The organism is Streptomyces sp. NBC_00390, from assembly GCF_036057275.1.
Lineage (GTDB): Bacteria > Actinomycetota > Actinomycetes > Streptomycetales > Streptomycetaceae > Streptomyces.
This window is the reverse complement of sequence record NZ_CP107945.1, coordinates 5,284,593-5,309,979: the sequence shown is the minus strand read 5'-3', so window position 1 is coordinate 5,309,979 and position 25,387 is coordinate 5,284,593. Positions and strand designations below refer to the sequence as shown.

The 25,387-nt window shown below is 70.0% G+C and carries 27 protein-coding genes; 8 read left to right on the top strand and 19 right to left on the bottom strand.

Translation table 11 applies throughout. From position 1 onward, the window contains the following. Nucleotides 1-93: 93 nt before the first annotated feature. The gene (locus OHS70_RS23365; RefSeq protein ID WP_328400136.1) at nt 94-687 is read right to left on the bottom strand and encodes a DUF2017 domain-containing protein; all 594 of its coding nucleotides are present in this window, start codon (nt 685-687) and stop codon (nt 94-96) included. Beyond that, a complete protein-coding gene (gene clpS / locus OHS70_RS23360; RefSeq protein WP_328400134.1) occupies nt 687-998 on the bottom strand; it encodes an ATP-dependent Clp protease adapter ClpS in 312 nt (103 codons plus the stop codon). The genes OHS70_RS23365 and clpS overlap by 1 nt, the downstream gene beginning before the upstream one ends. A 92-nt stretch (nt 999-1,090) precedes the next feature. Here clpS and OHS70_RS23355 point away from each other — a divergent pair, with 92 nt between their 5' ends. Together OHS70_RS23355 and OHS70_RS23350 are read left to right on the top strand one after the other, a co-directional pair. Continuing rightward, complete coding sequence (locus tag OHS70_RS23355) at nt 1,091-2,419, top strand: nicotinate phosphoribosyltransferase (RefSeq protein WP_328400132.1); 1,329 nt, start codon at nt 1,091-1,093, stop codon at nt 2,417-2,419. A 173-nt stretch (nt 2,420-2,592) separates the two neighbouring features. Further along, nucleotides 2,593-3,177: a nicotinamidase gene (locus tag OHS70_RS23350; protein WP_328400130.1), complete on the top strand. Its 585-nt coding sequence runs from the start codon at nt 2,593-2,595 to the stop codon at nt 3,175-3,177. Nucleotides 3,178-3,190: 13 nt separating this feature from the next. Here the strand turns inward: OHS70_RS23350 and OHS70_RS23345 are convergent, their stop codons facing one another. The 7 genes from OHS70_RS23345 to OHS70_RS23315 form a co-directional block, all read right to left on the bottom strand. Next, nucleotides 3,191-3,568 carry a hypothetical protein gene (locus OHS70_RS23345; RefSeq protein ID WP_328400128.1) on the bottom strand — a complete coding sequence of 126 codons (378 nt, stop codon included), beginning with the start codon at nt 3,566-3,568 and terminating at the stop codon, nt 3,191-3,193. After that, nucleotides 3,568-4,089, bottom strand: coding sequence for a hypothetical protein (locus OHS70_RS23340; RefSeq protein WP_328400126.1), 522 nt, complete (start codon nt 4,087-4,089; stop codon nt 3,568-3,570). The genes OHS70_RS23345 and OHS70_RS23340 overlap by 1 nt, the downstream gene beginning before the upstream one ends. A 45-nt stretch (nt 4,090-4,134) precedes the next feature. Beyond that, nucleotides 4,135-4,731 carry a hypothetical protein gene (locus tag OHS70_RS23335; protein ID WP_328400124.1) on the bottom strand — a complete coding sequence of 199 codons (597 nt, stop codon included), beginning with the start codon at nt 4,729-4,731 and terminating at the stop codon, nt 4,135-4,137. Between the two features lie 272 nt (nt 4,732-5,003). Beyond that, nucleotides 5,004-5,573: a hypothetical protein gene (locus OHS70_RS23330; protein ID WP_328400122.1), complete on the bottom strand. Its 570-nt coding sequence runs from the start codon at nt 5,571-5,573 to the stop codon at nt 5,004-5,006. Then, nucleotides 5,570-6,094 (bottom strand): RNA polymerase sigma factor, encoded by a 525-nt coding sequence (locus OHS70_RS23325; RefSeq protein WP_443062643.1) that lies wholly within the window; start codon nt 6,092-6,094, stop codon nt 5,570-5,572. Before OHS70_RS23325 ends, OHS70_RS23330 begins: the two co-directional genes overlap by 4 nt. Nucleotides 6,095-6,171: 77 nt before the next feature. Then, nucleotides 6,172-6,489, bottom strand: a complete 318-nt coding sequence (locus OHS70_RS23320) for a hypothetical protein (RefSeq protein ID WP_328400118.1) — start codon at nt 6,487-6,489, stop codon at nt 6,172-6,174. 123 nt (nt 6,490-6,612) lie between these two features. Continuing rightward, complete coding sequence (locus OHS70_RS23315) at nt 6,613-9,027, bottom strand: immune inhibitor A domain-containing protein (RefSeq protein ID WP_328400116.1); 2,415 nt, start codon at nt 9,025-9,027, stop codon at nt 6,613-6,615. Nucleotides 9,028-9,398: 371 nt separating this feature from the next. On the opposite strand from OHS70_RS23315, the gene OHS70_RS23310 reads away from it, so the two are divergent. After that, nucleotides 9,399-9,749, top strand: a complete 351-nt coding sequence (locus OHS70_RS23310) for a hypothetical protein (RefSeq protein WP_328400114.1) — start codon at nt 9,399-9,401, stop codon at nt 9,747-9,749. 1 nt (nt 9,750) lies between these two features. Here OHS70_RS23310 and OHS70_RS23305 read toward each other — a convergent pair whose 3' ends face one another. Continuing rightward, on the bottom strand, nt 9,751-10,482 hold the full coding sequence (locus tag OHS70_RS23305; protein ID WP_328400112.1) for an RDD family protein: 732 nt from the start codon (nt 10,480-10,482) through the stop codon (nt 9,751-9,753). Between the two features lie 85 nt (nt 10,483-10,567). Further along, on the bottom strand, nt 10,568-12,028 hold the full coding sequence (locus tag OHS70_RS23300; RefSeq protein ID WP_328400110.1) for an RDD family protein: 1,461 nt from the start codon (nt 12,026-12,028) through the stop codon (nt 10,568-10,570). Nucleotides 12,029-12,281: 253 nt separating this feature from the next. Here OHS70_RS23300 and OHS70_RS23295 point away from each other — a divergent pair, with 253 nt between their 5' ends. Continuing rightward, nucleotides 12,282-12,734, top strand: coding sequence for an SsgA family sporulation/cell division regulator (locus OHS70_RS23295; protein ID WP_328400108.1), 453 nt, complete (start codon nt 12,282-12,284; stop codon nt 12,732-12,734). Between the two features lie 68 nt (nt 12,735-12,802). Here the strand turns inward: OHS70_RS23295 and OHS70_RS23290 are convergent, their stop codons facing one another. Continuing rightward, nucleotides 12,803-14,170 carry an FAD-binding oxidoreductase gene (locus OHS70_RS23290; RefSeq protein ID WP_328400106.1) on the bottom strand — a complete coding sequence of 456 codons (1,368 nt, stop codon included), beginning with the start codon at nt 14,168-14,170 and terminating at the stop codon, nt 12,803-12,805. Nucleotides 14,171-14,279: 109 nt separating this feature from the next. Here OHS70_RS23290 and OHS70_RS23285 point away from each other — a divergent pair, with 109 nt between their 5' ends. Beyond that, the gene (locus OHS70_RS23285) at nt 14,280-16,070 is read left to right on the top strand and encodes a tetratricopeptide repeat protein (RefSeq protein ID WP_328400104.1); all 1,791 of its coding nucleotides are present in this window, start codon (nt 14,280-14,282) and stop codon (nt 16,068-16,070) included. Between the two features lie 103 nt (nt 16,071-16,173). Here OHS70_RS23285 and hppD read toward each other — a convergent pair whose 3' ends face one another. Beyond that, nucleotides 16,174-17,319, bottom strand: a complete 1,146-nt coding sequence (gene hppD / locus OHS70_RS23280; RefSeq protein ID WP_328400102.1) for a 4-hydroxyphenylpyruvate dioxygenase — start codon at nt 17,317-17,319, stop codon at nt 16,174-16,176. Between the two features lie 121 nt (nt 17,320-17,440). Here hppD and OHS70_RS23275 point away from each other — a divergent pair, with 121 nt between their 5' ends. The 3 genes from OHS70_RS23275 (at nt 17,441) to OHS70_RS23265 (ending at nt 18,870) form a co-directional block, all read left to right on the top strand. Then, nucleotides 17,441-17,917, top strand: coding sequence for an Lrp/AsnC family transcriptional regulator (locus tag OHS70_RS23275; protein WP_328400100.1), 477 nt, complete (start codon nt 17,441-17,443; stop codon nt 17,915-17,917). Between the two features lie 79 nt (nt 17,918-17,996). After that, a complete protein-coding gene (locus OHS70_RS23270; RefSeq protein WP_328400098.1) occupies nt 17,997-18,620 on the top strand; it encodes an ArsR/SmtB family transcription factor in 624 nt (207 codons plus the stop codon). A 76-nt stretch (nt 18,621-18,696) separates the two neighbouring features. Then, the gene (locus tag OHS70_RS23265) at nt 18,697-18,870 is read left to right on the top strand and encodes a hypothetical protein (protein WP_328400096.1); all 174 of its coding nucleotides are present in this window, start codon (nt 18,697-18,699) and stop codon (nt 18,868-18,870) included. Between the two features lie 327 nt (nt 18,871-19,197). Here the strand turns inward: OHS70_RS23265 and OHS70_RS23260 are convergent, their stop codons facing one another. The 6 genes from OHS70_RS23260 to OHS70_RS23235 form a co-directional block, all read right to left on the bottom strand. Then, a complete protein-coding gene (locus OHS70_RS23260; protein WP_328400094.1) occupies nt 19,198-19,986 on the bottom strand; it encodes a YlbL family protein in 789 nt (262 codons plus the stop codon). Between the two features lie 225 nt (nt 19,987-20,211). Further along, entirely contained in the window at nt 20,212-20,853 is a 642-nt protein-coding gene (locus OHS70_RS23255) for an IclR family transcriptional regulator (RefSeq protein WP_328400092.1), read from the bottom strand. A gap of 329 nt (nt 20,854-21,182) precedes the next feature. Beyond that, nucleotides 21,183-22,967 carry a DEAD/DEAH box helicase gene (locus tag OHS70_RS23250; protein ID WP_328400090.1) on the bottom strand — a complete coding sequence of 595 codons (1,785 nt, stop codon included), beginning with the start codon at nt 22,965-22,967 and terminating at the stop codon, nt 21,183-21,185. Between the two features lie 156 nt (nt 22,968-23,123). Next, nucleotides 23,124-23,501, bottom strand: coding sequence for a type II toxin-antitoxin system death-on-curing family toxin (locus tag OHS70_RS23245; protein ID WP_328400088.1), 378 nt, complete (start codon nt 23,499-23,501; stop codon nt 23,124-23,126). A 5-nt stretch (nt 23,502-23,506) separates the two neighbouring features. Beyond that, on the bottom strand, nt 23,507-23,707 hold the full coding sequence (locus OHS70_RS23240) for a hypothetical protein (protein ID WP_328400086.1): 201 nt from the start codon (nt 23,705-23,707) through the stop codon (nt 23,507-23,509). Nucleotides 23,708-23,834: 127 nt separating this feature from the next. Next, nucleotides 23,835-25,304 carry an MFS transporter gene (locus tag OHS70_RS23235; RefSeq protein ID WP_328400084.1) on the bottom strand — a complete coding sequence of 490 codons (1,470 nt, stop codon included), beginning with the start codon at nt 25,302-25,304 and terminating at the stop codon, nt 23,835-23,837. Nucleotides 25,305-25,387 lie beyond the last annotated feature (83 nt).

The following is a 25,387-nucleotide window of genomic DNA, read 5'->3' as shown; positions in this document are numbered from 1 at the left end:
CACCGCAAGGCAGGCCGCCGCGGTGACGCGATCGTTATCCGGATTTGAGTGTCCGCTGAGCGAACAGGCGATGACCGTGCGCCGTCGCACCGGTCACGGCATCAGCGTCTCCACAAGGGTTTCCTGGAGCGCGCCGAGCCACAGGTAGGCCATCACCATCGGCTTGCGCGGATCGGAGTCCGGCAGCCGGTACAGCGCGTCGTTCTCGTCCTCGTCCCCGACCTCCAGCCGCGTGCCGATGGTCAGCCGCAGGTCGTTGAGCGCGCCGAGCCAGTGCTGACAGTCGTCGGGGCCGAGTTCGAGCACGGCCCCGCCGTCGCCGGCGGCGTTGAGGGAGTCCAGGGTGCGCACCACGGCGAGGGCGTCGTCGCGCTTGCGCGAGCGCAGGTCGGTCTCGGTGAAGCGCCGGAACTCGGCGGAACGGGCGAGCAGTTCGTCGTCCTGCGTGTCGGCTTCGGGACCTCCGTACGCGTCCGGGAAGAGCCGGGCGAGCGCCGGGTCGGAGGGTGCCTCGCTGGGCCCTTCGGCGAACAGGGCGGCCAGCGGGTCCTGGCCCTCGATCGCCTCTTCTCCGGGTCCGATGAGCTCCAGCAGCTGGATGGCGAGTGAGCGCAGGATCGAGATCTCGACCTCGTCGAGCGCGACGGCAGCGCCGCCGCCCTTGAGCGGCTCGAAGTGGGAGGCCATCAGATGCGGTCCTGGGAAAGCGTGGCCCACAGTCCGTAACCGTGCATCGCCTGCACGTCGCGTTCCATCTCCTCGCGGCTGCCGCTGGAGACGATCGCGCGTCCCTTGTGATGGACGTCGAGCATCAGTTTGTGCGCCTTGTCCTTGGAATAGCCGAAGTACGCCTGGAAGACGTAGGTGACATAGCTCATCAGGTTGACCGGGTCGTTGTGCACCAGCGTCACCCAGGGCACATCGGGTTCCGGGACGGCGAACGTCTCCTCGGCCGACTCAGGTCGTTCGATCTCTACGGGCACAGTCACTCCACCCATGCTGCCACCCGGGAGGCCCTGTCGCACAAACGGCCCCGCCGAACGGAAGGACATCTCGTCACTTTGACGAGATGTGCGCTAGCATGATGGTCATGAACACTGCGGACCTTGGGCTGCCGGTGGATGTTCCGTCGACCGCGCTCTTCACCGACCAGTACGAGTTCACGATGGTGCAGGCGGCACTGAAGTCGGGCACCGCCCGCCGCCGCTCCGTCTTCGAGGTCTTCACCCGCCGGCTGCCCGACGGCCGCCGGTACGGCGTGGTGGCCGGGATCGGCCGCGTCCTGGACGCCGTGGAGAACTTCCGCTTCGACCCCGGCGTGCTCGCCTTCCTGCGCGAGCAGCGCATCGTCGACGAGCCCACCCTGAAGTGGCTCGCCGACTACCGCTTCAGCGGTGACGTCTGGGGCTATCCCGAGGGCGAGGTGTACTTCCCCGGCTCGCCGATCCTGCGGGTGGAGGGCTCCTTCGCCGAGTGCGTGCTGCTGGAGACCGTGATCCTGTCGATCCTCAACCACGACTCCGCGATCGCGGCCGCGGCCTCGCGGATGTCGGCGGCAGCCGCCGGACGCAGGCTCATCGAGATGGGTGCGCGCCGCACGCACGAGCTCGCCGCGGTCGCCGCCTCACGCGCCGCGTACATCGGCGGCTTCGACTCCACGTCCGACCTGGCGGCCGGGTTCCGCTACGGCATCCCCACCGTCGGCACCAGCGCACACGCCTTCACCCTGCTGCACGACACCGAGCGCGGCGCCTTCCAGGCGCAGGTCGACTCGCTGGGACGCGGCACGACCCTGCTGGTCGACACCTATGACGTGGCGGAGGCGGTCCGTACCGCCGTGGACGTCACCGGTCCCGAACTGGGCGCCGTGCGTATCGACTCCGGCGACCTGGTGCTGGTGGCGCACCGGGTGCGCCACCAGCTGGACGAGCTGGGGGCCGTCAACACCAAGATCGTGGTCACCTCCGACCTGGACGAGTACGCGATCGCCTCGCTCGCCGCGGCGCCGGTGGACGCGTACGGGGTGGGCACCCAGCTGGTCACCGGCAGCGGGCACCCGACCTGCTCGATGGTCTACAAGCTCGTCGCCCGTGCCCGGTCCGCCGACCCCAAGGCCCCGCTGCAGGCAGTGGCGAAGAAGCCGCTGGGCGGCAAGACGTCGGTCGGCGGCCGCAAGTGGGCCGCGCGCCGGCTGGACGGGGACGGGGTCGCCGAGGCCGAGGTGCTGGGGACGGGGGCCGTCCCGGACTCGCTCGCCGACCGGCAGCTGCTGGTGCAGCTGATCAAGGGCGGCGAGAGCGTCACCCGCGAGCCCCTGGAGGCGGCGCGCAGGCGGCACTTCGAGGCGCGTGCGGGTCTGCCGCTCTCCGCGACCCAGCTCTCGCGCGGCGAGCCTGTCATCCCTACGGAGTACGTGTGAGCCGCTGCGTACGGGGCAGCGGGGGCTCAGGAGGTGTACGAGGCACGTGCCCCGGCCCGCGGGGACGCCCTCTCCCGTACGGCCTCGCGAGTCTCTACGCTCGTTGGCGTCGCCCGCCCGTATGTCCGAACCCGTTGCCGCCGACCCGCCCACCCCACCGAAGGACACCCGCCATGCACCGCGCCTTGATCGTCGTGGACGTCCAGAACGACTTCTGCGAAGGCGGCAGCCTCGCGGTGTCCGGCGGTGCCGACGTCGCAGCCGCCATCACCGACCTCATCGGCCAGGCCCAGCCGGGCTACCGCCATGTGGTGGCCACCCGTGACCACCATGTCGACCCGGGGGACCACTTCTCCGCACAGCCGGACTACGTCGACTCCTGGCCGGCGCACTGCGTCGCGGGCACGGAGGGTGTGGGGTTCCACCCGAACTTCGCCCCGGCGGTCGCCTCGGGGGCGATCGACGCGGTCTTCGACAAGGGCGCGTACGCGGCGGCGTACAGCGGCTTCGAGGGCACGGACGAGAACGGCGCGACGCTTGCCGAGTGGCTGCGCGAGCGCAAGGTCACCGAGGTGGACGTGGTCGGCATCGCCACCGACCACTGCGTGCGGGCCACGGCACTCGACGCGGCCCGCGAGGGCTTCATCACGCACGTACTGCTCGACCTGACGGCGGGCGTCGCCGCGGAGACCACCGGCCGCGCGCTGGAGGAGATGCGCGCGGCCGGGGTGGAGCTGACGGGCAAGCCCGTGGGCTGAACGGTCTTGTCGGTCAGGTCCGTATGCCGCCGATGTTCACACCGTCGCAGCTGCGCTCGATGAACTGGCCCACCCGGACGCTGGCCTGCTTGGTGCTGTCCCGGCGTTCCTCGGTCGGGTTCTCGTACCACTCCATGAGCGTTTCGAAGTCCTCCACGATGCCGTCGGGCGCCATTCCTCCCAGTTCCTCGACGACGTGCTGACGCTTGTGCGGAGTCAGCTGATCAGCGTGGGAGAGGTCCAGCGGTGCCGCGGCCTTGCAGAAGGCCGGCCGCTCGGCGGACTTCCGGAAGGCATCGACATCCACGCCGTCCGCATTCGCCCGCACCGCGGCAAATGCCGCGACAAGGGCGACGGCGACACAGCCGGATATCCACCAGATTTTCGACATCACGTCCCCGCGGCGATGGCGTTGAGGTCGTGCTGGTCAAAATACTGCGGCCAGCGGTCCGACCTCATGCACGAGTTGTTGTCCGTGTCATTGGATTTGCTCCGGTGCCCGAGGTCGCCCGTGTGACCGAATTCATGGCATCCCAGGGACTTCCACTCGGAATAGGACTTGTATTGATACTGATTGAATCGGACGCGCATGACGTCACAGGACGTCATGAAAGCGTTCCAGTCGACGCAGTCCGTGGACCCGTGCCACCCGTTGTCCCCATAGTTCGCGTCATAGACTCGGATGTCACCGTCGCCCCATGATGTGGTGATGACACTTTTTTCCAGCTGGGCCTTGCCATGATTCATCGCGGTGGTTCCATTGGAGGTCAGCGAGAACCCCTTGACCGCTTGGCTCCGGTTATCCGGGTCGAATCCGTCGTCATCATGGCCGGCGTATGCGGAAAAAGGAACTCCAAGCACGAATGCCACGGACATCGCCACCGAGGCGACGAGTTTGCGAGAGCTGTTCACGAAGGTCTCACTTCCTTGTACGAACGAGGGCAGAGGCGGACGACGTCACGAGGCCGAGGGATAGGGCGTCGGCTCGGAGCCGTCGTTGGTCGAGCCGTCCGGCTCCGGCTCGGCCGCGCCGTCGTCGGGTACCTGCTGCTGCTGCTCGTCCGTGGCGGGTGCGGGCTGCGGCACGACTGTGCCGCCTCCGCCGCGCTTGGGATCGAGCCAGTACTTCATGTCCGCGTAGAAGTCGGAGTTGGTCCGCCCGTCGATCTTCGAGAACAGCGTGCTGACCGGATCGGCCGAGGATCGGACAAGCCCGTCCTTGATCTGAACCCGGCCCTGCGTGTTCACGTAGCGCCATTTGGTGATCATCGGGTCGGCCGCCTCCAGGTAGAAGTAGCCGACGTCTCCCACCTGACTCCAGGAGAGGTGTTCCATCTGATAGGCGTGGCCGGCCTCGTCCCAGCCCCATTCCTCCACGACGATGTTCGTCGGGATGGTGTAGCCCCCTCCCTTGAGAACCAGGTTGACCTGGACGGTCACATCTCTCGCTTGGTCCACGCCGCCGTCGGCGGCGCTGCCCACCTTTCGCCCGGGTGCGGCACTGAGAACCGTCCCCTTGACGATGACGGAAGATGTTCCGACCAGTTCGCTCACACTGCTGAGATTGAGGCTCTCCTTGCCGTGCATAATACGCTCCGGGTGTGCATCCCGAGACGCCGAGGCAGTTTCCGCTGTATTGGACCAGGCGGAAACACCGGCAGCGACGGCGGCGACCATCGCCAAAGCGGCGACGGGTCGCGTGAACTTGTTTCTCGTAAGCTTCAAAGCCCCCCCCCAAGGAAACAAATCGAACTGCGATTCGAGTTCGCCCCGAGACTAGCAGTCTGAAGATCACCAGGGAAGGGAAAATCATTCGTCGCCTGCGGTCACCCGCGCCCCGGGCATGTGGGGCGATCAGCTTTGCCCGCCTCCGTCCTCATCCTCTCCCAGGTCGACTCGATTTCCTCGCCGATGAAAAGCAGCGGGACCTCGCCCTCGAACCGCGAGACGCTCACCAGTACCTTTTCTCCCACCTTGTAGGCGGCACCGTCCTCCTGCGGAACTGAGAATTCCGTTTCTCCCGGTCCCGATTCGGGCTTGAGGTACCGGTCGACCTCCAGCCGGACGCGGACCGTCCCCGGCTCGGCAGACCTCACGCGGCTCACGGTCCCCTCGGCGATGAGTTCCGAGCACGCCACGATTCCCGACTCGGAGAGTCTCGCCGTCTCAGCCGGCGCCGGATCCCAAGGCGCCCACAGGGTGAGGAGCAGCGCGGCCGATGCCGCCAGGCCTACCCCCGCGACGAGCAGCGCGCGGACCCTGCGACGCCGGGCCCCCGCCTCGGGCAGCGTCACGACGCCCTGCTCCCCAGCCGGCTGCTCGTCCTCCTCCATGAACCCGCCGATCAGCTTCACCTGCTCGTCGAGCAGGTCCTCCGTCTCCTGGTCGCCCGTCATCCTCGCACCCCTGTATCCGCTGAAAGATGGACTCGCATGGCCTGGACCGCCGCATGCAGGCGGCTCTTGACGGTGCCCAGCGGTACCGAGAGGACCTCCGCCATCTGCGGAACCGTCAGGTCGGCGTAGAACCGCAGGATGAGCACCTGCTTCTGCAGGGGTGGCAGCGCATCGATGCCCTCCGCCACCGCCAGAGCGAGCACCCCCTCCTCCGGCCCGGGGACGGACTGCCGCCATGCGGTCATGGTCTGCAGCCGCTCACTGACCCGCTCCTGGCGGTTCCTGCCGCGATGCCAGTCGACTGCGTAGTTGGAGGCGACCGCCGCGGCCCACGCGCCGACGTCGCGGGGCGACTCCGTTCCCTGAGCGCGGCGCTCGATCAGCTTCAGCCGTACCTGCTGCACACCGTCCGCGTGGTCGTCCCGCGGGACTCCTCCCAGCGCGAGCACCGCCCTGACGCGACGGGCCTGTGCCGGGCTGAGAGGATCCTGTTCTTCGGCTCGCACAGTCCCCCACCACATGCCCTCGACAACGGTTCAGCACTTAGACGGTGGGCGGATGCGGATCGTTCGGTTCGTGCGCGATCTTTTTTCCGGCGCTACGCTCTCAGCAGGCACCTGATCGGCCGCCACAGCTCGGTGGCGACGGTGACACCGTTGTCGGGGGCCGTGCGCCATATGAGGCCGTCGGGGTGGTGGAGGACGGCCGTGATCTCGTCCGGTGTCGGCGGGGCGGCGTTGCCGCGCAGGTAGACCCCCCTGAGGCCGAGGTTGCGCAGCCTGGTCAGGGCGCGCGCCCGGTTCTGGGCGTGGACGAGGAACCGCACGCCGGCGGGACCGTCGGCGGCGGGGCTGGGCAGGTTCAGCGCCACCACCACGCTGCCGTTCGGCAGCTTGCAGAAACCTCCTGCGGCCATGCGGAACCACTCCCCCGTGAGTTGGTCTGTCAATAAGAACTTCGTCAGACGCACCTAAACACGATCGGCCGCCGCCCGCTAGAGGGCGACGGCCGATCACGTTCTGACCTGCGGTGACACCAATCAGTTGGTCGACGGACCAACCTTGACGGTGATCGTCTCGCCGCTGCGCGGCTCCTTCACGATCGAGATCTTGGTGTTGGTGTCAGCGACCTTCACGCTTGCGGTCGGGTTCTCCTCGTACCAGTAGACGCCCTTGCGGTCGTCGAAGACGGAGACACCCTTCTGCGACTTGATCAGCTGCGGGATGTCCGCGTTGTGCAGCCGGAAGCGGTCCGTCGGGTACAGGCTGAACGACGAGTCGAACGTCTGGATCTTGTTCCGCATCAGCTTGCCGTCGGCCCACTTCAGCGGCTTGGCGTGGGCGTCCACCGGAAGGATCAGACCCGTGCCCTCGTGCTCGCTGGTGTTGTTGTCCGCCTCGGAGGTGTCCCACTTCCAGATCAGCAGACCGTTCTGGTACGCGTAGTGCTCCACCCACGAAGGACGCGACGCGAAGCCGAAGTTGTACGGGCCGACCTTCAAGGCCTTGTCGTACGAGACGTACTGGCGGTTCTCAGCGATGTAGAACTGGTCGTACTCCTTGGTGAAGGACGCGCCGATGCGGTCGAAGCCCTTCTTGGCCCAGCCGGCGTCGTCGCCCTCGGCGCCATCCGCGAACAAGGCAGTGCCGTCAGCGGTGATCGTGATGTTGTCGGCCGCGAAACCGTTCTCCGCCACGCCGCCGTCCGTGGCGTAGCGGAAGCGCAGGTCGATCTTCTCGCCCGCGTAGGCGTCCAGGGAGTACGACAGCTTCTTGTAGACGTTCGAGAAACCGCTCAGAGCGGGCTTGTCGCTGCCGTCCCGGGTGATCGGCTGGCCGTCGGCCGTGCCGTCGAGCGCCGTCCAGGTCGTGCCGCCGTCGGTCGAGACCTCGGCGTAGAGGAAGTCGTAGTTCCGCTCGATGGCCCACCAGCCGTCGAGGGTCAGCGCCGCCGACGTCTTGCCGGTCAGGTCAACGGAGCGGGTCAGGGTGTTGCGCAGGTCGTCGCCGCTGCCGCTCCACCACTGCTTGGAGCCCTCGGCGGGCTTCACGACAGTCGTGGTGACGGGCTTCTTGGGCAGCTCGACGACGAGCGCCTGCGGGCGCTTGGTGTTGTACTCGGCCACACCCAGCGTGTGCGTCGACTTCGTCGCCGCCTTGCCCTTGGTGTAGTTGAGCCAGCCCAGCTGCAGCTTGTCCCAGGCCGTCATGTCGCCGGGCAGGTCGCCGATGGAGTCCTTGCCCTCGCCGAGCCAGGAGCCGGCCGACATCAGGGTCCAGAAGCCGGTCGAGTTCTCGCCCTTGCCCGAGGTGTCGTAGTGGTCGGGCAGACCGAGGTCGTGGCCGTACTCGTGGGCGAAGACACCGAGGCCGCCGTTCTCGGGCTGCACGGTGTAGTCGCCGACCCAGATGCCGGTGGAGCCGATCTGGGTGCCGCCGGCCTTGTTGTTCGCCGGGCCGGTCTTGCCGGCGTCGGTGCCGTAGGCGTACCAGCGGTGGGCCCACAGGGCGTTCTCGCCCTCGGCGCCGCCGCCGGCCGACTCGTCCTCGCCCGCGTGGACGATCTGGAAGTGGTCGATGTAGCCGTCGGTCTCGTTGAAGTTGCCGTCGCCGTCGAAGTCGTAACGGTCCCACTGGTCGTACTTCGCCAGCTCCGCCTTGATCTCGGCGTCGGACTTGCCCTTGGCCTTCTGGTCGGCGGCCCAGGCGGTGACGCCGTCACGAACCGTGTCCCAGACGTTGGCGCAGTTGGAGTCGCCGCAGTAGTTGGAGCCGTAGCGGGCCTCGTTGTACTCGACCTTGACCCAGTCGGAGACGCCACCGTCGACCGAGTAACGGCCGGACGAGGTCTTCTCGTAGTAGGTCTTCAGGGACTCCTTCTTCCGGCCCTTGCTGTCCTTGCCGGTGCCGAAGTAGAGGTCCTGGAAGTACTTCTGGTTGAAGTCCGCCTGCCAGGCCGTCGAGTTGTCGACCTTGCGGTCCGGCTTGGCGATCTTGTTGTGCAGCGGGCCGGGTGTGCCGCCGTACTTCTTGACGGGGGCCTCGGGTCCCTCCGGGCCGTCCGGGTCGAACATCGTGGTGTCGTCGACCTTGTCGCCGAACTCCACCAGGATCGTGAAGATCTTGTCCGTCTTCTCGCGGCCGAGCTCGACGTACTTCTTGTCGTCGAGCTTCACGACCTTGGACGCTCCGCGCTGCTGCACGGCCGCGTCGCCGGATATCACCTGCTCGAGCGCGGCCTGGCGCTGCTGGTCCTGCTGCTTGCTGAACGGGCCCTCGAGGTCGTGCTCGACATGGGCCTTCTGCGGTGCCGGATCGCGCCGCTCGATTCCGGCCGGGTCCGACGACTTCTGGCCGTCGGCCTGAGCGGTGCTGAACGCCGCGCCCGTCGCGGTGGTCGCGGCAAGCGCCACGAGAACCGCGGACGCTCTGAACGTCCGTCGCTTGCTGGTCACTTGATGGTGTCCTCCCCCGCGCCCCGTCGCCACGGACCTATGTGGGGTTGTCCGCGCGCGGTGACGCGTCACAAGTGACGACATTCGACCGGAGTTACCGAAGAAAAGACAGTCCTTGACTTGGGCCGGTCAACTGCACTATGCAGGAGTAGAGTTCCGGATTCCGGACGATGTCGAATCCGGACAAGCGGCGCACATTCCTCACGAGTTGGCTGTGTGAATGATTCGGTGCGCCCCCCATGCTCCGGCACCGTGGGTTAGGTCACGCTTACTGCTGGTTCCGCCCGGGCATTCACCGTCGTAGAGTCTTTTGCCAGTGTGCGAACTGGCTTGAGACTCCCCCTGACCCTGTCCCGAGGACGGATACCGTCATGCCGCGTCCGACTGCCGCACAGCTTGCCTATGGTTCGGCCACCGTCGTCCTGTCGACCGTCGCCCTCCTGCTGCTGACCCGTACCACCAGCGGCTTGGCGGTCGCCGCCATCGGTGTCGCCGCCATGATGCTCGGCCTGCTGGTCGCGGTCGCCCTGCCGATGGGCCGGGCCACCCGCCCCGCCGCCCGCACGAAGGGCGCCACCGCTGCCGGCGCCTCGGCCCCGGCCGGTGTCGCGGCCCCTTCCGCTTCCGCCGCCCCCTCGGACGGGCTCCCCCTCCGTCCCCCGGCGCCGCGTGCGCGCGCCGGGGCACAGGTCGCAACGGGCCGCATATCGCTGCGGCGCTGAGCTAGGCGGCGGAGACCACCACCGTCTTGGCCGCCTTGTCGTGCAGGCCCTGACGGTAGGGCCGGTCGGCAATGACCGTGATGATGATGACGAGCCACCAGACGCAGAAGCAGCACAGCAGCGCGGGCACCCAGAGCACGGCGGCGCGCAACAGCGCCGCGCTGGTGTCCGGGGTCCGGCCGTCGTTGAGCATGGCCACGCGCAGCTTCATGATGCTCTTGCCGAGTGTCTGACCGCTGCGCTTGGTCAGGAACGTGTCGTAGCCGACGTAGACGACAACGGAGATCAGCGACCACAGCCACTGGCGGCCGGTGTTGACCTGGTTCGTGATCTCGTCCCAGCTGTCGCCGTCCGTGGCCATGTCGAAGCCGCCGGCGGCCCATGAGAGCAGACCCAGCGGGATGGCGATGATCAATACGTCGATGAGCCGGGCGAGGAACCGCTTGCCGAAGTCGGCGAGCGGTGGCATCCCCGCGAGGGGGTCCGCACCGCCGTACGGACCGCCGTAGGCATTTCCGCCCCCGTACGGCGGGGGCTGCCCGCCACCGCCTGCGCCGCCCTCGCCACCGTACGGGGAGCCTCCACCCTGACCCTGGCCGTACGGAGAGCCGGCGGGCGGACCCTGTCCCGGCCCGGGTCCCTGCGGTTCCTGGGGCGGCTGCGGCTCCTGTGGCTTCTTGCGGAAGGGGTCTTCCTCGGGCGGCTCGCCGGGCGGCGGCTGAACGTTGCTCATGGGGGCAGTGCACCCCGGCCCGAAGGGCCCCGCAACGGCTCGCGCGCGTTCGGGGGAACGCCTCCGGGCGGCGTACGGCGCCGGGTCAGCTCACGAACGTATGCGCCGTCTTGTCGTGCCAGCACTGCCGCCAGGGACGGTCGAACAGGCACCACAGGACGTTGACCACGCCGATGACGAGCAGGCCCAGCACGCTGTAGAGGAGCCAGCGGCGCAGAGCCGCTCCGAACGTGGGCGGCTCGTGGGACTCGATGTCCATCACCTTGACGCCGCACAGCTTCTTGCCGAGCGTGCGGCCCCACTTGGCGGTCGGCAGCGCCTCGTACAGCACACCGAGAAGCAGCAGCGCCCCGAGGACGATGCCGAGGTGGACCGCGGTCGTGCCGTCGATCAGCCAGACGGTCACCGTCTCACCGGACAGCTTGGCCGCCTCGATCTTGTCGTCGATGTGGGCGCGGGCCTGGGCGAAGACCGGTACACCGACGGCGCCGACGAGCGCGCCGAGCAGCAGGGTGTCGACCAGCCGGGCGGCGAGGCGCTTGCCGAGCGATGCCGGGCGGGCCGCCGCCTGGGCCTGGGCGGCCTGCAGGAACGGGTCGTTGGCCGGCGGCTTCCAGGGCACGACCGGCGGCTCGCCGGCTTCGGACAGGGGGCCGGGCCGGCCGAGTTGATGGACCTGCTGCGCCCAGGAGGCCGCACCGCCGCCGGCTCCGCTGCTGAGGGGCGCCTGTGACTGCGGCTGCGCCGGCTGTGCCGGGACCTGCTGGTCCGCTGCCGCTGCTGGGGACGGGGTCTGCGGCTGCTGCGGGGCGGGGGCGGCGGGGCTGCCGGGGGTCATCGACCGGGCGGTCATGCCGTCGCCCTGCCCCGTGCCGGGGCCGGGGCGCTGCGCGCGGATGGTGACGGTGCCGTCGGTGGGCGGCTGGGCGCCCCGGTTCAGGGAGTCCTCGGCGGCGCCCGTGCCGGCCCCTGCTCCCGTGCCGGCGCCGGGCTTCGGTCGCAGCGCGCGGATGGCGACCGTGCCGTCCACCGGCGGTTCACCCCCGCCGGGGGCGGCGGCGCTCACCGAGCGCACACCGGGCAGGGCGCCGCCGGTCGGGTCGACGGCGTTGCGCGGATCGGCCGCCGGTGCGGACGGTCCGGGCTGTGCGGGCAGGCGCGGATCCTGCCCGCCCGTACCCGTGCCGCCCCAGGAGACGCGGTTGTCGCGGTCACCCCCGAAGCCCGCCTGGCGCGAGGCGTCGGCCTGCCAGGCGCTGGCGGGCTCGGGACGCATCGGCTGCTCGGACGGGGTCGCGGAACGCGCGGACGCGTCGCCGGGATCCTCGTCGAGGAAGACCGGGCCGGTCTCCTCGACCGCGGCCGGGGCGTGGGCCGCCGAGCCGGGGGCCGCGGGCATCGCCTCGCCCGAGGAGGGCGCGGGCCTGCTGGTGCCTGGCACCCAGGCAGCACCGTTCCAGTACCGGACATATCCAGGAATGGACGGGTCCGGGTAGTAGCCGGGCGTGGGGCTGCCGTCGCCGGTTGCCGGGGTTGGGGCGCTCATCACCGTGGTCCCGTATCTCCTCGAGCCGCAATTCAGGGCTCCACATCTATCAGACCGCCGCGCGCCGCTGGGCCAGTCCCGCCGGAACGGCCACTTTCCGGTCACTGCCCGATCACAGAAAGTTGTTGCCGGAAGTCGCGTCATCACCGCGCGGGAAGCCGCTCTCCGTCGGTGGGACCCGTTCACCGGGTCCCGGCAGAACAGCGGAACAGACGACAGAACCGCAGGACGAGCGGAAAGGAAGAGCACTCCGATGCACACCATGGTGGAACGCGAACTCGAGCTGGATCTGGTGCTGTCGCCGGAGCACAGCATTGCCGTCCCGACCCGGCTGACCTACCGGACGGCCGACCCGTACGCCGTGCACATCAGCTTCCACATCCACTCCGAGCACCCCGTGAACTGGACCTTCGCACGTGAACTGCTGGTCGAGGGAGTGTTCCGGCCGAGCGGCAACGGCGATGTACGGCTCTGGCCGACCAAGCGCAACGGGTGCAACGTCATCCTCCTGGCGCTGAGTTCACCCGACGGGGAGGCGCTGCTCGAGGCCTCGTCCGAGGTGGTGTCCGCGTGGCTGGAGCGGACACTGCGCGTGCTTCCGCCGGGCTGCGAGTCCGAGCGTCTCGGTATCGACGACGCTCTCGCCGAACTGCTCGCCCCCACCGTGGCCGACGACCGTCCGCAGGATCAGGATGTGGACAGCTGAGCGGAACGGCGGCGCGCCCCCCGGCGTAAGCGGGTGCACGCGGCGACCGCCGTGCACCCGGCGACGGCTCAGAAGAGCTTGCCCGGGTTGAGGATTCCGAGCGGGTCGAACGTCTGCTTGATGCCGCGCTGCAGTTCCAGCCCCACCGGGCCGAGTTCACGGGCCAGCCATTCCTTCTTGAGTACTCCGACGCCGTGTTCGCCGGTGATGGTGCCGCCCAGCTCCAGGCCGAGCGCCATGATCTCGTCGAAGGACTCGCGGGCGCGCCGGGACTCGTCGGGGTCGGTGTGGTCGAAGCAGACGACGGGATGCGTGTTGCCGTCGCCCGCGTGGGCGCAGACGCCGATGGTGAGGTCGTACTTCTCGGCGATCGCGGCCGTGCCGTCGATCATCGCGCCGAGCTTCGAACGCGGTACGCAGACGTCGTCGATCATCGTGGCCGACTTGACGGTCTCCAGGGCGGTGAGTGACAACCGCCGCGCCTGGAGCAGCAGTTCGGACTCGGCGACGCTCTCTGCGGGGACCACCTCGCTCGCTCCCGCCGCCTCGCACAGCGCGCCGACGGCAGCCAGGTCGGCGGCGGGTTCGGGGGTGTCGAAGGCCGCGAGGAGCAGCGCCTCGGTCGACTCGGGCAGACCCATGCAGGCCAGCTTGTTGACGGCATGGACGGTGGTGCGGTCCATGATCTCGAGGAGCGAGGGGGTGTGCCCGCCCTCCATGATCGCGCAGACCGCGTCACAGGCGGCGGCAGCGGAGGGGAACTCGGCGGCCAGGACCAGCTGCGCCGGTGGCTTCGGGCGCAGCGCCAGGACGGCTTCGACAACGACGCCGAGGCTTCCCTCGGAGCCGACGAACAGCCTGGTCAGGTCGTAGCCGGCGACGCCCTTGGCGGTGCGCCGGCCGGTCGACATCAGCCGCCCGTCGGCGAGGACGACCTTCAGTCCGAGGACGTACTCCGCGGTCACGCCGTACTTGACGCAGCACAGTCCGCCCGACGCGGTGCCGATGTTCCCGCCGATGGTGCACATCTCCCAGCTGGAGGGGTCCGGCGGGTAGTAGAGACCGTGTTCGCCCACGGCACGCGACAGCGTCGCGTTGACGACACCCGGTTCGACGACGGCGATGCGGTCGACGGGGCTGATTTCCAGGATGCGGTCCATCTTGGTCAGGGACAGCACGATGCAGTCGTCGGAGGCGTTGGCGGCGCCGGACAGCCCGGTGCGGGCGCCCTGGGGCACCACGGGCACCCGCAGCTCGGTCGCGGTGCGCATGACGTGCTGCACCTGTTCGACGGTGCGCGGCAGGACGACGACGGCGGGGGTGCCCGCGTCGCAGAAGCTCGCCATGTCGTGCCCGTAGGAGACGGTGACGTCCGGGTCGGTGATGAGGGCTTCGGCAGGGAGGCCGGCGCGCAGTCGCCGGAGAAGATCGTCCATGTCCTTCAGCCTGACACCAGGGGCCATCGGTGTGAACCCGTGTGCGTTCCGCCGGGCAGCCCCGAGTGTGTTCTTCGTATTGACATTCCGCTGACGCACAGTGAGCGCCATGAAGAGCGAAACCCTGAAGAAAGCGGCAGTCAGCACGCTGGTCGGCGCGACGCTGGTGACCGGGGTGGTCCTGCTCGCGCCCGGTTGGGGCGACAACCCGCGTCCCTCGCCTGGGGCGGTGACGCGGGCGAGGGCGGCGGCGGGCACGGGCGTCCCCGCCTCCCTGCCCGATCTGTCCGCGCTCATCGCCGACCGTGAACGGTGGGTCAGCGATCACCCCCGCGACGACGAGTCGTGGGCGGTACTGGGGGCCGCGTATGTGGAGCGGGGCTCGCGGCTCGCGGATTCGGAGCAGTACCCGAAGGCGGAGCACGCACTGAAGCGCTCGCTCGATGTGCTGCCGGCCAAGGAGGGCAACACGGATGCGCTGATCGGTCTCGCGGCGCTGGCCGCCGCCCGGCACGACTTCGCGGCGGCGCGCACCCTGGGCGAGAGCGCGGTCCGGCAGAAGCCGAGGCGCTGGCGGGCGCATGCGGTGCTGATCGACGCCTACAGCGGGCTCGGCGACCACAAGGCCGCGGGCAGGTCGCTGGACACACTGCGCAAGCTCAGCTCGGGCCCGCAGGTGCTGGAGCGTGAAACGCAGATCTACTGGGTGCGCGGCCGGCGCGAGGACGCGGCGGCGCTGGCGTACGACGCGGCGGCGAAGGCCGCGACCCCGGTGGCTCGAGCGGCGGCACTGCACCAGCTGGGCGAGCTGGTGTGGGAGCGGGGCGAGCCCGCCGAGGCCGTGCGCACCTTCTCGGCGGCGCTGGACGCCTCGCCGGAGAGCCACCGCTCGTGGGCGGGCCGGGCCAGGGCGCTCGCGGCCCTGGGGCGCACCGACGAGGCCGTCCGCGACTACCAGGAGGCGCTCTCCCAGGTGCCGTTGCCCGAATACGCTCTGGAACTGGGCGAGTTGTACGAGTCGATGGGCCTGGACGGGGACGCGACGACGCAGTACGAGCGGCTGCGCGAGCTGGTCGAGGACGCGGCCGACGACGGAGTCGACAACGATCTGGTCCTGGCGCGCCTCGAGGCGGACCACGGCGATCCGCAGGAGGCGGTGCGCATGCTCCAGGCCGAGTGGCGGAGCGGGCACCGGAGCATGTACGTGGCGGACGCGATGGCCTGGGCCCTGCACAAGGCGGACCGTCCGAAGGAGGCACTGCCGTTCCTGAAGCCGGTGGCGGCGCCGGGCATGCGCAGCGCGCTGTTCGCGTACCACCGGGGGCAGATCGAGCGGGCGCTGGAGGACTACGGTCCGGCGCGACGGCATCTGGAGGAGGCACTGCGGATCAACCCGGACTTCTCGCCTCTCTTCGCACCGCGGGCCAGGGAGGCGCTGAAGGCACTCGGCGAGCCCCCCGCGGGTGGGCCGGACGACATGTTCGGCGACGACGCCGACGGTGAGTTCACGCTGGACAAGAAGGACCAGGAATCGCGCGAGCCGTCGGGGGAAGAGGCGGCCGGGCGGCCGCAGGAGGGGTCCGGCAGGGAGCCGGGGCCGGGCTCGGGCTCGGGTGAGGCCACGGACGGGCAGTCCGGAACGGCGGGCGTGAGCCCGCAGCCGGGGACTCCGGAGCCGGCTCCCGCGCAGTCCTCTTCCCCGGTGCCGCCGTCCGCGGCGGCCGCTCCGGGCAGCCCGGGGACATCTGCGCCGGGCACGTCCACCGCGCCGCCGGGATCGGCCAGGACGGCCGCGCCGATCCACCCGGAGCAGCCCGCCCGCTCCGACGCCGGACCGGCGGGCGCGGCGGGTTCCGTACCGGGATCCGCCGCGTCGCCCGCGGCACCTGTCGGCAACTGACGCGAGAGCCGGTGCCCGTCGCCTTGTGCGCCGCCGCCGTCCCTCGGCAGTCGTGCGGCCCCACGGATGATCCGTGGGGCCGCGGTGACGGGACCGGCCGGTGCTACAGGTTGCCGCGCTTGGCCTGCTCGCGCTCGATCGCCTCGAACAGGGCCTTGAAGTTGCCCTTGCCGAAGCCCATCGAGCCGTGGCGCTCGATCATCTCGAAGAAGACGGTCGGGCGGTCCTGGACCGGCTTGGTGAAGATCTGCAGCAGGTAGCCGTCCTCGTCACGGTCGACCAGGATCTTCAGCTCGCGCAGCGTCTCGACGGGCACGCGGGTCTCACCGGCCCACTCGCCGAGGGTGTCGTAGTACGAGTCGGGGGTGTCCAGGAACTGCACCCCCCCGGCACGCATGGCACGCACGGTGGCGACGATGTCGTTCGTGGCGAGCGCGATGTGCTGCACACCGGCACCGTTGTAGAACTCCAGGTACTCGTCGATCTGCGACTTCTTCTTGGCGATCGCCGGCTCGTTGATCGGGAACTTCACCTTCAGCGTGCCGTCGGCGACGACCTTCGACATCAGGGCGGAGTACTCGGTGGCGATGTCGTCGCCCACGAACTCCTTCATGTTGGTGAAGCCCATGACCTTGTTGTAGAACGCGACCCACTCGTTCATCCTGCCGAGCTCGACATTGCCCACGCAGTGGTCGATGGCCTGGAAGGTGCGCTTGGCGGGCGGCTCGACGATCGGGTCGGCGGCCACGAAGCCGGGAAGGTACGGGCCCTCGTAACGGGAGCGGTCGACGAGCGTGTGGCGCGTCGTGCCGTACGTGGCGATGGCGGCAAGGACGACAACCCCGTGGTCGTCCTTGATCTCGTACGGCTCGGTGATGCCGGTGGCGCCGTGCTCGGTGGCGTACTTGTAGGCCGCGTAGGCGTCCGGCACCTCGATGGCCAGGTCGACGACACCGTCGCCGTGTTCGGCGACATGCTCGGCGAGGAAGTGGCCCCAGTCGGTGGACGCCTTGATCACGGAGGTGAGGACAAAGCGGGCCGCGCCGTTGGTGAGCACGTAACTGGCCGTCTCGCGGCTGCCGTTCTCCGGTCCGGAGTAGGCGACCAGCTTCATGCCGAAGGCCGTGGAGTAGTAGTGCGCGGCCTGCTTGGCATTGCCGACGGCGAAGACGACCGCGTCCATGCCCTTCACCGGGAAGGGATCGGCCTCGCGCTCGGTGGTCGGGTGGTGATCGATGGTCTCAGTCATGTGGGCAGACTCCACCCCATCCACAAGGTGCGCAATAGTTCGCCTCCCGACTGGTCAATATGCGCAGACCGAATGCAGGATGTAGGGGCGTTCTGTACAGGATGACCACTCGGGAGACGCCATGGCGATCGATCATCTGGACGGCAGGCTCATCATGCTGCTGGCGCGCGAACCGCGCATCGGCGTACTGGAGGCGTCCCGGCGGCTGGGCGTGGCCCGCGGGACGGTCCAGGCGCGGCTGGACCGCCTTCAGTCGAACGGCGTCATCCGCGGGTTCGGGCCGGATGTCGACCCGGCCGCTCTCGGCTATCCGGTCACGGCGTTCGCGACGCTGGAGATCAAACAGGGCCAGGGTGCGGACGTACGGGCGCATCTGGCGACCGTGCCCGAGGTGCTCGAGCTGCACACGACCACCGGCCACGGCGACATGCTCTGCCGGCTCGTCGCCCGCTCCAACGCGGATCTGCAGCGGGTGATCGACCGGGTGGTCGGCTTCGAGGGCATCGTGCGGGCCTCCACGGCGATCGTGATGGAGAACCCGGTTCCGCTGCGGATCATCCCGCTCGTGGAGCAGGCGGCCAGGGACCGGGAGGTCTGAGCCGGGGCCGACGAACAGTCGCAAAGGAATCTTTGCAAAAAGCGTTGCAACGACTTCTTTGCAAGGCTACCTTTGCATCATGGCCGAGAACGAGGACCGCACACCCGCACCACCCGAGGACCACACGCCCGCACCACGCGAATACCGCACACTCGACCCGCGCTCCCTGCGCGGTCTCGCGCACCCCCTGCGGATGCGCCTGCTCTCCACCCTGCGCCACGACGGTCCCGCCACGGCCTCCCAACTGGCCGACAGGCTGGGCGAGTCCAGTGGCGCCACCAGCTATCACCTGCGCCAGCTCGCCGCCCACGGCTTCGTCGAGGACGACCCTGAGCGCGGCAAGGGCAGGGAGCGGTGGTGGAAGGCCGGGGCGGAAGGGACGGCCTTCGACGAATCGCTCTACACCGACCCCGACCCCGAAGTGCGCGGGGCCGCCGACTTCTTCATCCACGAGATCGCGAACATCCACGCCCAGGAGATCGCCACCTGGCTCGCCACCGCGCGGGACTGGCCGGACGTGTGGCGGCGCAGCTCCGACATGAGCGACTTCACCCTGCGCCTGACGCCCGAACAGGCCCACGAGCTCAACGAGAAGGTGCACGCACTCATCGAGAGCTACCGGGCCCTCGCTCCCGGCCCTGACACCGAGGGCGCCGCCCAGGTCCGTATGCACTTGCACGCCTTTCCGCGCTCCACCGAATGACGTGCACGCCACTTTGCGCTCCACCGCGTTACGTGCACACCACTCAGCGCTCCACCGAACGAGGGGACATCAGGACATGCACGCCGACATACATCTGTATCTGCACGAGCTGCGCGGCGAGGAGCTCCGCACGGCAGCCGCCCGCCGGCTGCCGCGTGAGCCGCTGCGTACCCAAGTGGGGTGGACACTCGTCCAGTTGGGTCTGCGTCTGGTCCAGCAGGCGCCGGTGGGCACCACCCGCCTGGCATGAGGGGGCAGGGGGGACACGACCCGCGGGAGGCCGCGGCGGGTGCGGTCCGCGGCGGCCCGCTCGCCGCCGTACTGACCGCCAACGCCGTATCGATCACCGACAACTCCCTCACGCTCATCGGTGTCCCGTGGTTCGCCCTGCAGATCACGGGAAGCCCCGGCAAAGGGTGTCCTGATGACCACCCCGCTGGGGGGACTGGCGGCAGGCTTTGTGATCGAGCAGGCGGGCCTGACGGCGGCGCTGCTCACGCTCGGCGGGCTGTACTTCCTGGCGAACTCGCACCGGCGGCTTTCCCGTGCTGGCGGGAGATGGACGGCCGCCGGGAGGTCAGCAGCTCGGAACCTTCCCGCCCGTGTCCAGAGCCCGAAGTGACTCGACCGCGCCGTTGAGGGTGGTGACCGGGATCAGCCGCAGCCCTTCGGGGAGCTCGGCCCGGGCGTCGGAGCACTCTCCCTCGGGGACGAGGAAGACGGTCGCCCCGTCCCGCTTGGCCGCCTGGGTCTTCAGGGACACACCGCCGACCTCGCCCACCTTGCCGTCGGCAGTGATCGTGCCGGTGCCGGCGATGCTGCGTCCGCCGGTGAGGTCGCCGCCCTTGCCGTTGCCGTCCAGCTTGTCGATGATCCCGAGCGAGAACAGCAGCCCCGCGCTGGGCCCGCCGACGTCGGCGAGATGAAGGGTGACCTTCACCTTGGCCGGGTCCTCGTCGAGGTAGGAGAGCGCGGCACGGGTCGCGTCGTCCTGGGACTCCTCCATGTCCTTGACGTTGCGCCGCTCGACCTCCTTGTCGGACTGGCCGGCCGGATAGACGGATTCACGCGGCAGGATCGCCTGGTCCGTACGGAACCAGCCGTCGATCACGTCGCCGAGCCCGACCTCGGCGGACGGTCCGGTCGCCAGGATGGTGGTCATCCGCAGTGCGCCCTCGGTGGTACGGGTGGGTGCGCCGGAGATGGTGACGACCGGTTTGCCCCGGTGCTCACCGAGCACGTTCGCGGTCATGCCGGGCTCGGCCACGACGAACGGCAGCGGCGCGAACCCCGCGACGGCGACCAGCGCGGCAATGGGCAGGGCGCAGACGGCGAGGGCACGGGAGCGCGTGAGACTGGAGAGCACGGAGTCAATGTAGCTGCCGGGGCGCCGAGGACGCGGGGCCGAGACCAGCGGGGCCGCACACCCGTCGCCGCAGGCACGCGGCCGAGACCACCGAAGCCGCACAGCGACGCACGGGGCTGGGATGGAACGTCCTTGCCCGGGTGCGGAGTCCGGTGCCCGGAAGCGGCGAGACGCCCGGCGTGACCGGGCGTCCTCCGCCGGGCGGCGACAAGCGACGCCGCCCCGTCAGCGCAGTGCGTCCGCCACCTCGCGGGCGGCGTCGACGACACGGGGGCCGACCCGTTCCGGGACGGAGTCCGCGAGCATCACCACTCCCACGCTGCCCTCGATCCCGGTCACGCCGACCAGTGCCGCGGCCGCGCCGCTCGCGCCCGCCTCGAGTTCGCCGTGGGTGAGCGTGTAGCCGGGCTCGGGGTTCTTGGCCTGCCGGGCCGCGAGGATCGCTTTGCCGGCCGCCCCCCGGTCCAGCGGGTGCCGGAACCCGGCCCGGTAGGCGACGTGGTAGTCCGTCCAGGTCGGTTCGACGACGGCGACCGCGAGGGCGTCCGCGCCGTCGACCAGCGTGAGATGAGCCGTCGCCCCTATGTCCTCGGCAAGCGAGCGCAGCGCGGGCAACGCTGCCTCGCGTACGAGCGGATGCACCTGCCGGCCGAGACGCAGCACGCCGAGTCCCACCCTGGCGCGACCCCCGAGGTCACGCCGGACGAGGGCATGCTGCTCGAGCGTGGCGAGCAGACGGTAGACGACGGTGCGGTTGACGCCGAGTCTGTTGGACAACTCGGTGACGGTCAGCCCGTGGTCGGTATCGGCGAGCAGCTTGAGGACACGTAGTCCCCGGTCGAGCGTCTGAGACGTTTCCGCGGTCACAGCGCCCCCTCCTTCGGAGTGAGTGACGGCGGTCCTCCGAAAGAAACAGCGGCACCGGTCCCATCGGCGACGCACCCAGAGGCCGCCGGCAGGCAAGAGCACACCGACTGCGCTCCGCGGCGGCGCTGCCACGGGGCGTTTGCATTGCGGGGACAGTAGCGACCGGCACCGCTCAGCGGAAGCCCTCGTCCAGAATCCGGGCGGTGCGGCCTCTCACCGGGTACGCTGCGCCGCCGTGAGGCCTCGCCGCACCCGGCTCACCGGTCCCGGACACCCGGTGCGGCATGCCCTACTACGCACCGTATTGCGCCTGTTCGGCAGTCGGCTCCTCAGCGCATCCGGGTGGCCCACTCCTGGACCTTCTTGATCCGCTCCCGGATCTGACCCGCCGTCGCCTCCGCGCTGGGCGGGCCGCCGCACACCCGCCGCAGCTCGGTGTGGATCACACCGTGCGGTTTGCCGCTCTGGTGCACATACGCCCCGACCATCGTGTTCAGCTGCTTGCGCAGCTCGAGCAGCTCCTTGTGGGAGACCACCGGCCGCCGTTCGGCGGGCAGCTCCAGCAGGTCCGCCTCGGCGTCCGGCTTCTTGCGGCTGTGCGCGATCTGCCGCGCCTGCCGCTTCTGCAGCAGCAGCTGCACCTGGTCGGGTTCGAGCAGCCCCGGGATGCCGAGGTAGTCCTGCTCCTCCTCGCTGCCGGGGTGCGCCTGCATGCCGAACTCGGCACCGTCGTACAGCACCCGGTCGAAGACCGCGTCGGACTCCAGCGCCTCGAAGGGGAGCATGTCCTGCTCGCCGGTGTCCTCGTCCTGCTGCTTCTCGGCCTCCGCCAACTCCTTCTCGGATTCGGCGTAGGGGTCCTCTTCCCCGTCCTTCTTCGGCTTGTCGAGCACATGGTCACGCTCGACCTCCATCTCGCTCGCGAAACCGAGGAGGCCGGGGATCGTCGGCAGGAACACGGACGCGGTCTCGCCACGCCGCCGGGATCGTACGAAACGGCCCACGGCCTGTGCGAAGAACAGCGGGGTCGAAATGGTCGTCGCATACACGCCGACCGCGAGGCGTGGCACGTCGACGCCCTCGGACACCATGCGGACCGCGACCATCCAGCGGTCGGTGCTGTCGCTGAACTCCTCGATGCGCCGGGACGCCGCCGCTTCGTCGGAGAGCACGAGGGTGGCGCGGGTGCCCGTGATCTCGCGGATCAGCTTGGCGTAGGCGCGGGCCGAGTCCTGGTCGGAGGCGATGACGAGCCCGCCCGCGTCCGGGATGCCCTTCCTGACCTCGGTCAGCCGCTGGTCGGCGGCGCGCAGCACGTTCGGCATCCAGTCGCCGCGCGGGTCGAGCGCGGTGCGCCATGCCTGCGAGATCGCGTCCTTGGTCATGGGCTCGCCGAGGCGGGCGGCGACCTCGTCACCGGCCTTGGTGCGCCAGCGCATGTTGCCGCTGTACGAGAGGAAGATGACCGGCCGGACGACACCGTCGCCGAGCGCGTTGCCGTAGCCGTAGGTGTAGTCGGCGGACGACCTTCGGATGCCGTCGTTGCCCTCTTCGTACGCGACGAAGGGGATGGGGTTGGTGTCGGACCGGAAAGGCGTACCGGTGAGGGCGAGACGCCGGGTCGCCGGGTCGAAGGCCTCCAGGCAGGCCTCGCCCCAGGACTTGGAGTCACCGGCGTGGTGGATCTCGTCGAGGATCACCAGGGTCTTGCGCTGCTCGCAGCGGTTGCGGTGCAGCATGGGCCGCACGCCGACGCCCGCGTACGTCACGGCGACCCCGTGGTACTCCTTGCTCAACGGCCCCGCGCTGTACTCCGGGTCGAGCTTGATGCCTATCCGTGCCGCCGCGGCGGCCCACTGCTTCTTCAGATGCTCCGTCGGTGCGACGACCGTCACCTGCTGCACGACATGGTGGTGCAGCAGCCACGAGGCGAGGGTGAGCGCGAAGGTGGTCTTGCCGGCGCCGGGCGTGGCGACGGCGAGGAAGTCGCGGGGCTGCTCCTGGAGGTACCTCTCCATGGCGCCCTGCTGCCAGGCACGCAGCTTGCCCGCCGTACCCCAGGGGGCACGGCCGGGGAAGGCGGGTGAGAGATGGTGGGAGGCGGTAGTAGTCACGGTCTCCGGTGTGCTCTCGGCGGTGGCGGGCGCGGTTCGGTACGGGATGCGTCGTTGCGGCCCGGGTCGTTACGTACGACAACCGGGCCACCCTACCGGGGCCCCGGTCCCGGTCCGGGCGAACGTGCGGCGTGCCACCGGAAGGTGCGACTCAGCTCACAGGGCGCGCAGCCGCGTGGCGATCTCCGCCAGTTCGGCCGTGGCGCCGGACGCCACGTCGATGACCAGGTCGTATGCGGCGTCCTTGTCGGCGTCGGCGAGATCCACGCCGTTGACCGCGAGAAACGTGGCCGCGGCGAGCCATGCGGTCCGCTTGTTGCCGTCGACGAAGGGGTGGTTCGTCGCCAGGGCATGCAGCAGTGCGGCCGCCTGCTCGTACGCGTCCTCGTACGCCGACACCCCGAACATCCGTGCCCGGGGCCGGTGTACGGCGGATTCGAGCAGTCCTGCGGTACGCAGTTCGGGCCGCCGCCCGAAGGCGATCACGGCGAGCTCGGTGATCTCGGCGACGGTGAGGTGCCTGGTGGCTTTCACTCCGGTCACTCCCCCAGCCGTTTCAGGAGAGAGGCGTGCCGCACGGCGAGGCGCAGCGCGTGATGGCGTACGCGGCTCTGCTCGGCATCGGTGTGGTGCCGGAGCGCGTCGAGTGCGACGTCCTCGACGGACCGGCCCTGCGCATCGGCAAGGTCGGCGAGGGCGGCCCACTCTTCTTCGGTGAGCGGGATGGTCAGCTCCGGCATGGGACGGACGATAGGCCTCGGACCGCTGCGAGCACCATCGCTTATTGTCCGCCGCCGGGACGGTGACGGGGTGCCCGCGCACCGCCCCCTGGACCGCTCGGCGCCTCGCTCACGCACCCGGCACGGCTCAGCGCACCCGCAGCCGCGTCCCCACCCACGCCCCCGCCAGCGCCACCCCCGCCATCGGCAGGAACACCGCCGCGAAGGCCGCCGGGTGCGAGCTCGCCGCGCCGCCCGCCACGCCGTGGGCCGCGCCCACGGCGCCGCCCCCCAGCGCGGCGAAGGCCGCGCCGCCGGCCGCGAGCAGCAGGACGTTCGACAGCGCGTCGGAGATCTGAAGGGCCGCGGAGTTCGCGCCCGCCTCCTCCGGCGCCGACAGCTTGAACAGCAGCACGCTCGTCGACCCGAGCACCAGGCCCATCCCGAAGCAGCCGAAACCCCAGGCGACGGCGACGATCCACACCGGGACCGCCTCGATCAGCACGCTCGGCGCGGTCGCGATGGCGGCCGCGACGAGGACCATCCCGATGACGACCAGCTGTTCGCGGTACGGCTCGGTCCGCGGCCGGGCCTGTACGTACGACCCGAGCGCCCAGGTCGCCCCGCCGGCCGCCAGCGACATCCCGGCCATCGTCGGGGACAGTCCCCGCTGGGTGACGAGCATCAGCGGCACGAACGACTCGGCGGCGATGAAGGAACCGGCGGCAATGCCGCGCAGCAGTACGACGGACGGCAGGCCGTGCGCCGCCCGGTAGGTCCCGCGGGGCAGCAGCCCGAGGGCGGACGGTACGAGCAGCGCCGCGCCCGCGAGTGCGGGGAGCGCCGAGAGCGGACGCAGGTCCTGTCCGGCGTACTGGAGCAGCCCGGCGCCCAGCGAGATGCCGAGGGCCAGCCGGATGCGCCGGCGGTCGAAGGCGGGCATCGGGGCCGCGGGGTCGGCGGGCCCTGAGGCCATGCGACGGATCGCGGGCAGCGCGAGAGCCAGCGGCAGGACGACCAGCGCGGGGATGCCGACGAAGACCCAGCGCCAGCCGAGGTGTTCGGTGACCGTCCCGGCGGCGAGCGGGCCGACCACGGAAGGGATCACCCAGCTCGCCGCGAACGCCGCCATGATCGCGGGCTGGAGGCGTTGCGGGTAGGCGCGGCTGACCACGACGTACAGCGCGACGATCACCAGTCCGCCGCCGAGTCCCTGGACGGCGCGGCCGATGACGAACACCCACATGGCACTCGCGGTCCCGGACAGCAGCAGCCCGGCGGCGAACGCCACGATCCCGCCGGCGAGCGCGCCCAGCGGCCCGCGCCGGTCGGACCACTGGCCCGCGACGACCATGCCGAACAGGCTGGTGGTGAAGTACGCGGAGAAGGCGAAGGCGTACAGGGCGACGCCGTGCAGCTCGCGCGCGGCGACCGGCATGGCGGTACCGACAGCCGTGGCCTCGAAGGCGATCAGCAGGACGACGGAGACCATGCCGATGCTGAGCGCGCGATGCTCCTTGCCGAGGACCCCGCCCGTGCCCTGCTCGGGAGCCGGGGACGCGGGTATGTCGAAGGGCGGCGGCGTGACCTCGGTGTCACGGGGTTCCAGGGCGGTCATGGGCCCCAGGGTAAGGGGCGTTCCTCACCTTGGGCCCTGTCGGAGGACCGGGCTCCGGCTGGTCCTTTCGTCGTACGACCATG

What these genes read in the sequence shown, in the direction of transcription:
- OHS70_RS23320 (WP_328400118.1), bottom strand. Translation starts at nt 6,489, where the DNA reads ATGGCCGCAGGAGGTTTCTGCAAGCTGCCGAACGGCAGCGTGGTGGTG.
- OHS70_RS23365 (WP_328400136.1), bottom strand. Translation starts at nt 687, where the DNA reads ATGGCCTCCCACTTCGAGCCGCTCAAGGGCGGCGGCGCTGCCGTCGCG.
- OHS70_RS23295 (WP_328400108.1), top strand. Translation starts at nt 12,282, where the DNA reads ATGCACACCATGGTGGAACGCGAACTCGAGCTGGATCTGGTGCTGTCG.
- OHS70_RS23330 (WP_328400122.1), bottom strand. Translation starts at nt 5,573, where the DNA reads ATGACGGGCGACCAGGAGACGGAGGACCTGCTCGACGAGCAGGTGAAG.
- OHS70_RS23300 (WP_328400110.1), bottom strand. Translation starts at nt 12,028, where the DNA reads ATGAGCGCCCCAACCCCGGCAACCGGCGACGGCAGCCCCACGCCCGGC.
- OHS70_RS23325 (WP_443062643.1), bottom strand. Translation starts at nt 6,094, where the DNA reads ATGTGGTGGGGGACTGTGCGAGCCGAAGAACAGGATCCTCTCAGCCCG.
- OHS70_RS23270 (WP_328400098.1), top strand. Translation starts at nt 17,997, where the DNA reads ATGGCCGAGAACGAGGACCGCACACCCGCACCACCCGAGGACCACACG.
- OHS70_RS23355 (WP_328400132.1), top strand. Translation starts at nt 1,091, where the DNA reads ATGAACACTGCGGACCTTGGGCTGCCGGTGGATGTTCCGTCGACCGCG.
- OHS70_RS23265 (WP_328400096.1), top strand. Translation starts at nt 18,697, where the DNA reads ATGCACGCCGACATACATCTGTATCTGCACGAGCTGCGCGGCGAGGAG.
- OHS70_RS23350 (WP_328400130.1), top strand. Translation starts at nt 2,593, where the DNA reads ATGCACCGCGCCTTGATCGTCGTGGACGTCCAGAACGACTTCTGCGAA.
- OHS70_RS23310 (WP_328400114.1), top strand. Translation starts at nt 9,399, where the DNA reads ATGCCGCGTCCGACTGCCGCACAGCTTGCCTATGGTTCGGCCACCGTC.
- OHS70_RS23240 (WP_328400086.1), bottom strand. Translation starts at nt 23,707, where the DNA reads ATGCCGGAGCTGACCATCCCGCTCACCGAAGAAGAGTGGGCCGCCCTC.
- OHS70_RS23290 (WP_328400106.1), bottom strand. Translation starts at nt 14,170, where the DNA reads ATGGACGATCTTCTCCGGCGACTGCGCGCCGGCCTCCCTGCCGAAGCC.
- OHS70_RS23285 (WP_328400104.1), top strand. Translation starts at nt 14,280, where the DNA reads ATGAAGAGCGAAACCCTGAAGAAAGCGGCAGTCAGCACGCTGGTCGGC.
- OHS70_RS23235 (WP_328400084.1), bottom strand. Translation starts at nt 25,304, where the DNA reads ATGACCGCCCTGGAACCCCGTGACACCGAGGTCACGCCGCCGCCCTTC.
- hppD (WP_328400102.1), bottom strand. Translation starts at nt 17,319, where the DNA reads ATGACTGAGACCATCGATCACCACCCGACCACCGAGCGCGAGGCCGAT.
- OHS70_RS23275 (WP_328400100.1), top strand. Translation starts at nt 17,441, where the DNA reads ATGGCGATCGATCATCTGGACGGCAGGCTCATCATGCTGCTGGCGCGC.
- OHS70_RS23345 (WP_328400128.1), bottom strand. Translation starts at nt 3,568, where the DNA reads ATGTCGAAAATCTGGTGGATATCCGGCTGTGTCGCCGTCGCCCTTGTC.
- OHS70_RS23305 (WP_328400112.1), bottom strand. Translation starts at nt 10,482, where the DNA reads ATGAGCAACGTTCAGCCGCCGCCCGGCGAGCCGCCCGAGGAAGACCCC.
- clpS (WP_328400134.1), bottom strand. Translation starts at nt 998, where the DNA reads ATGGGTGGAGTGACTGTGCCCGTAGAGATCGAACGACCTGAGTCGGCC.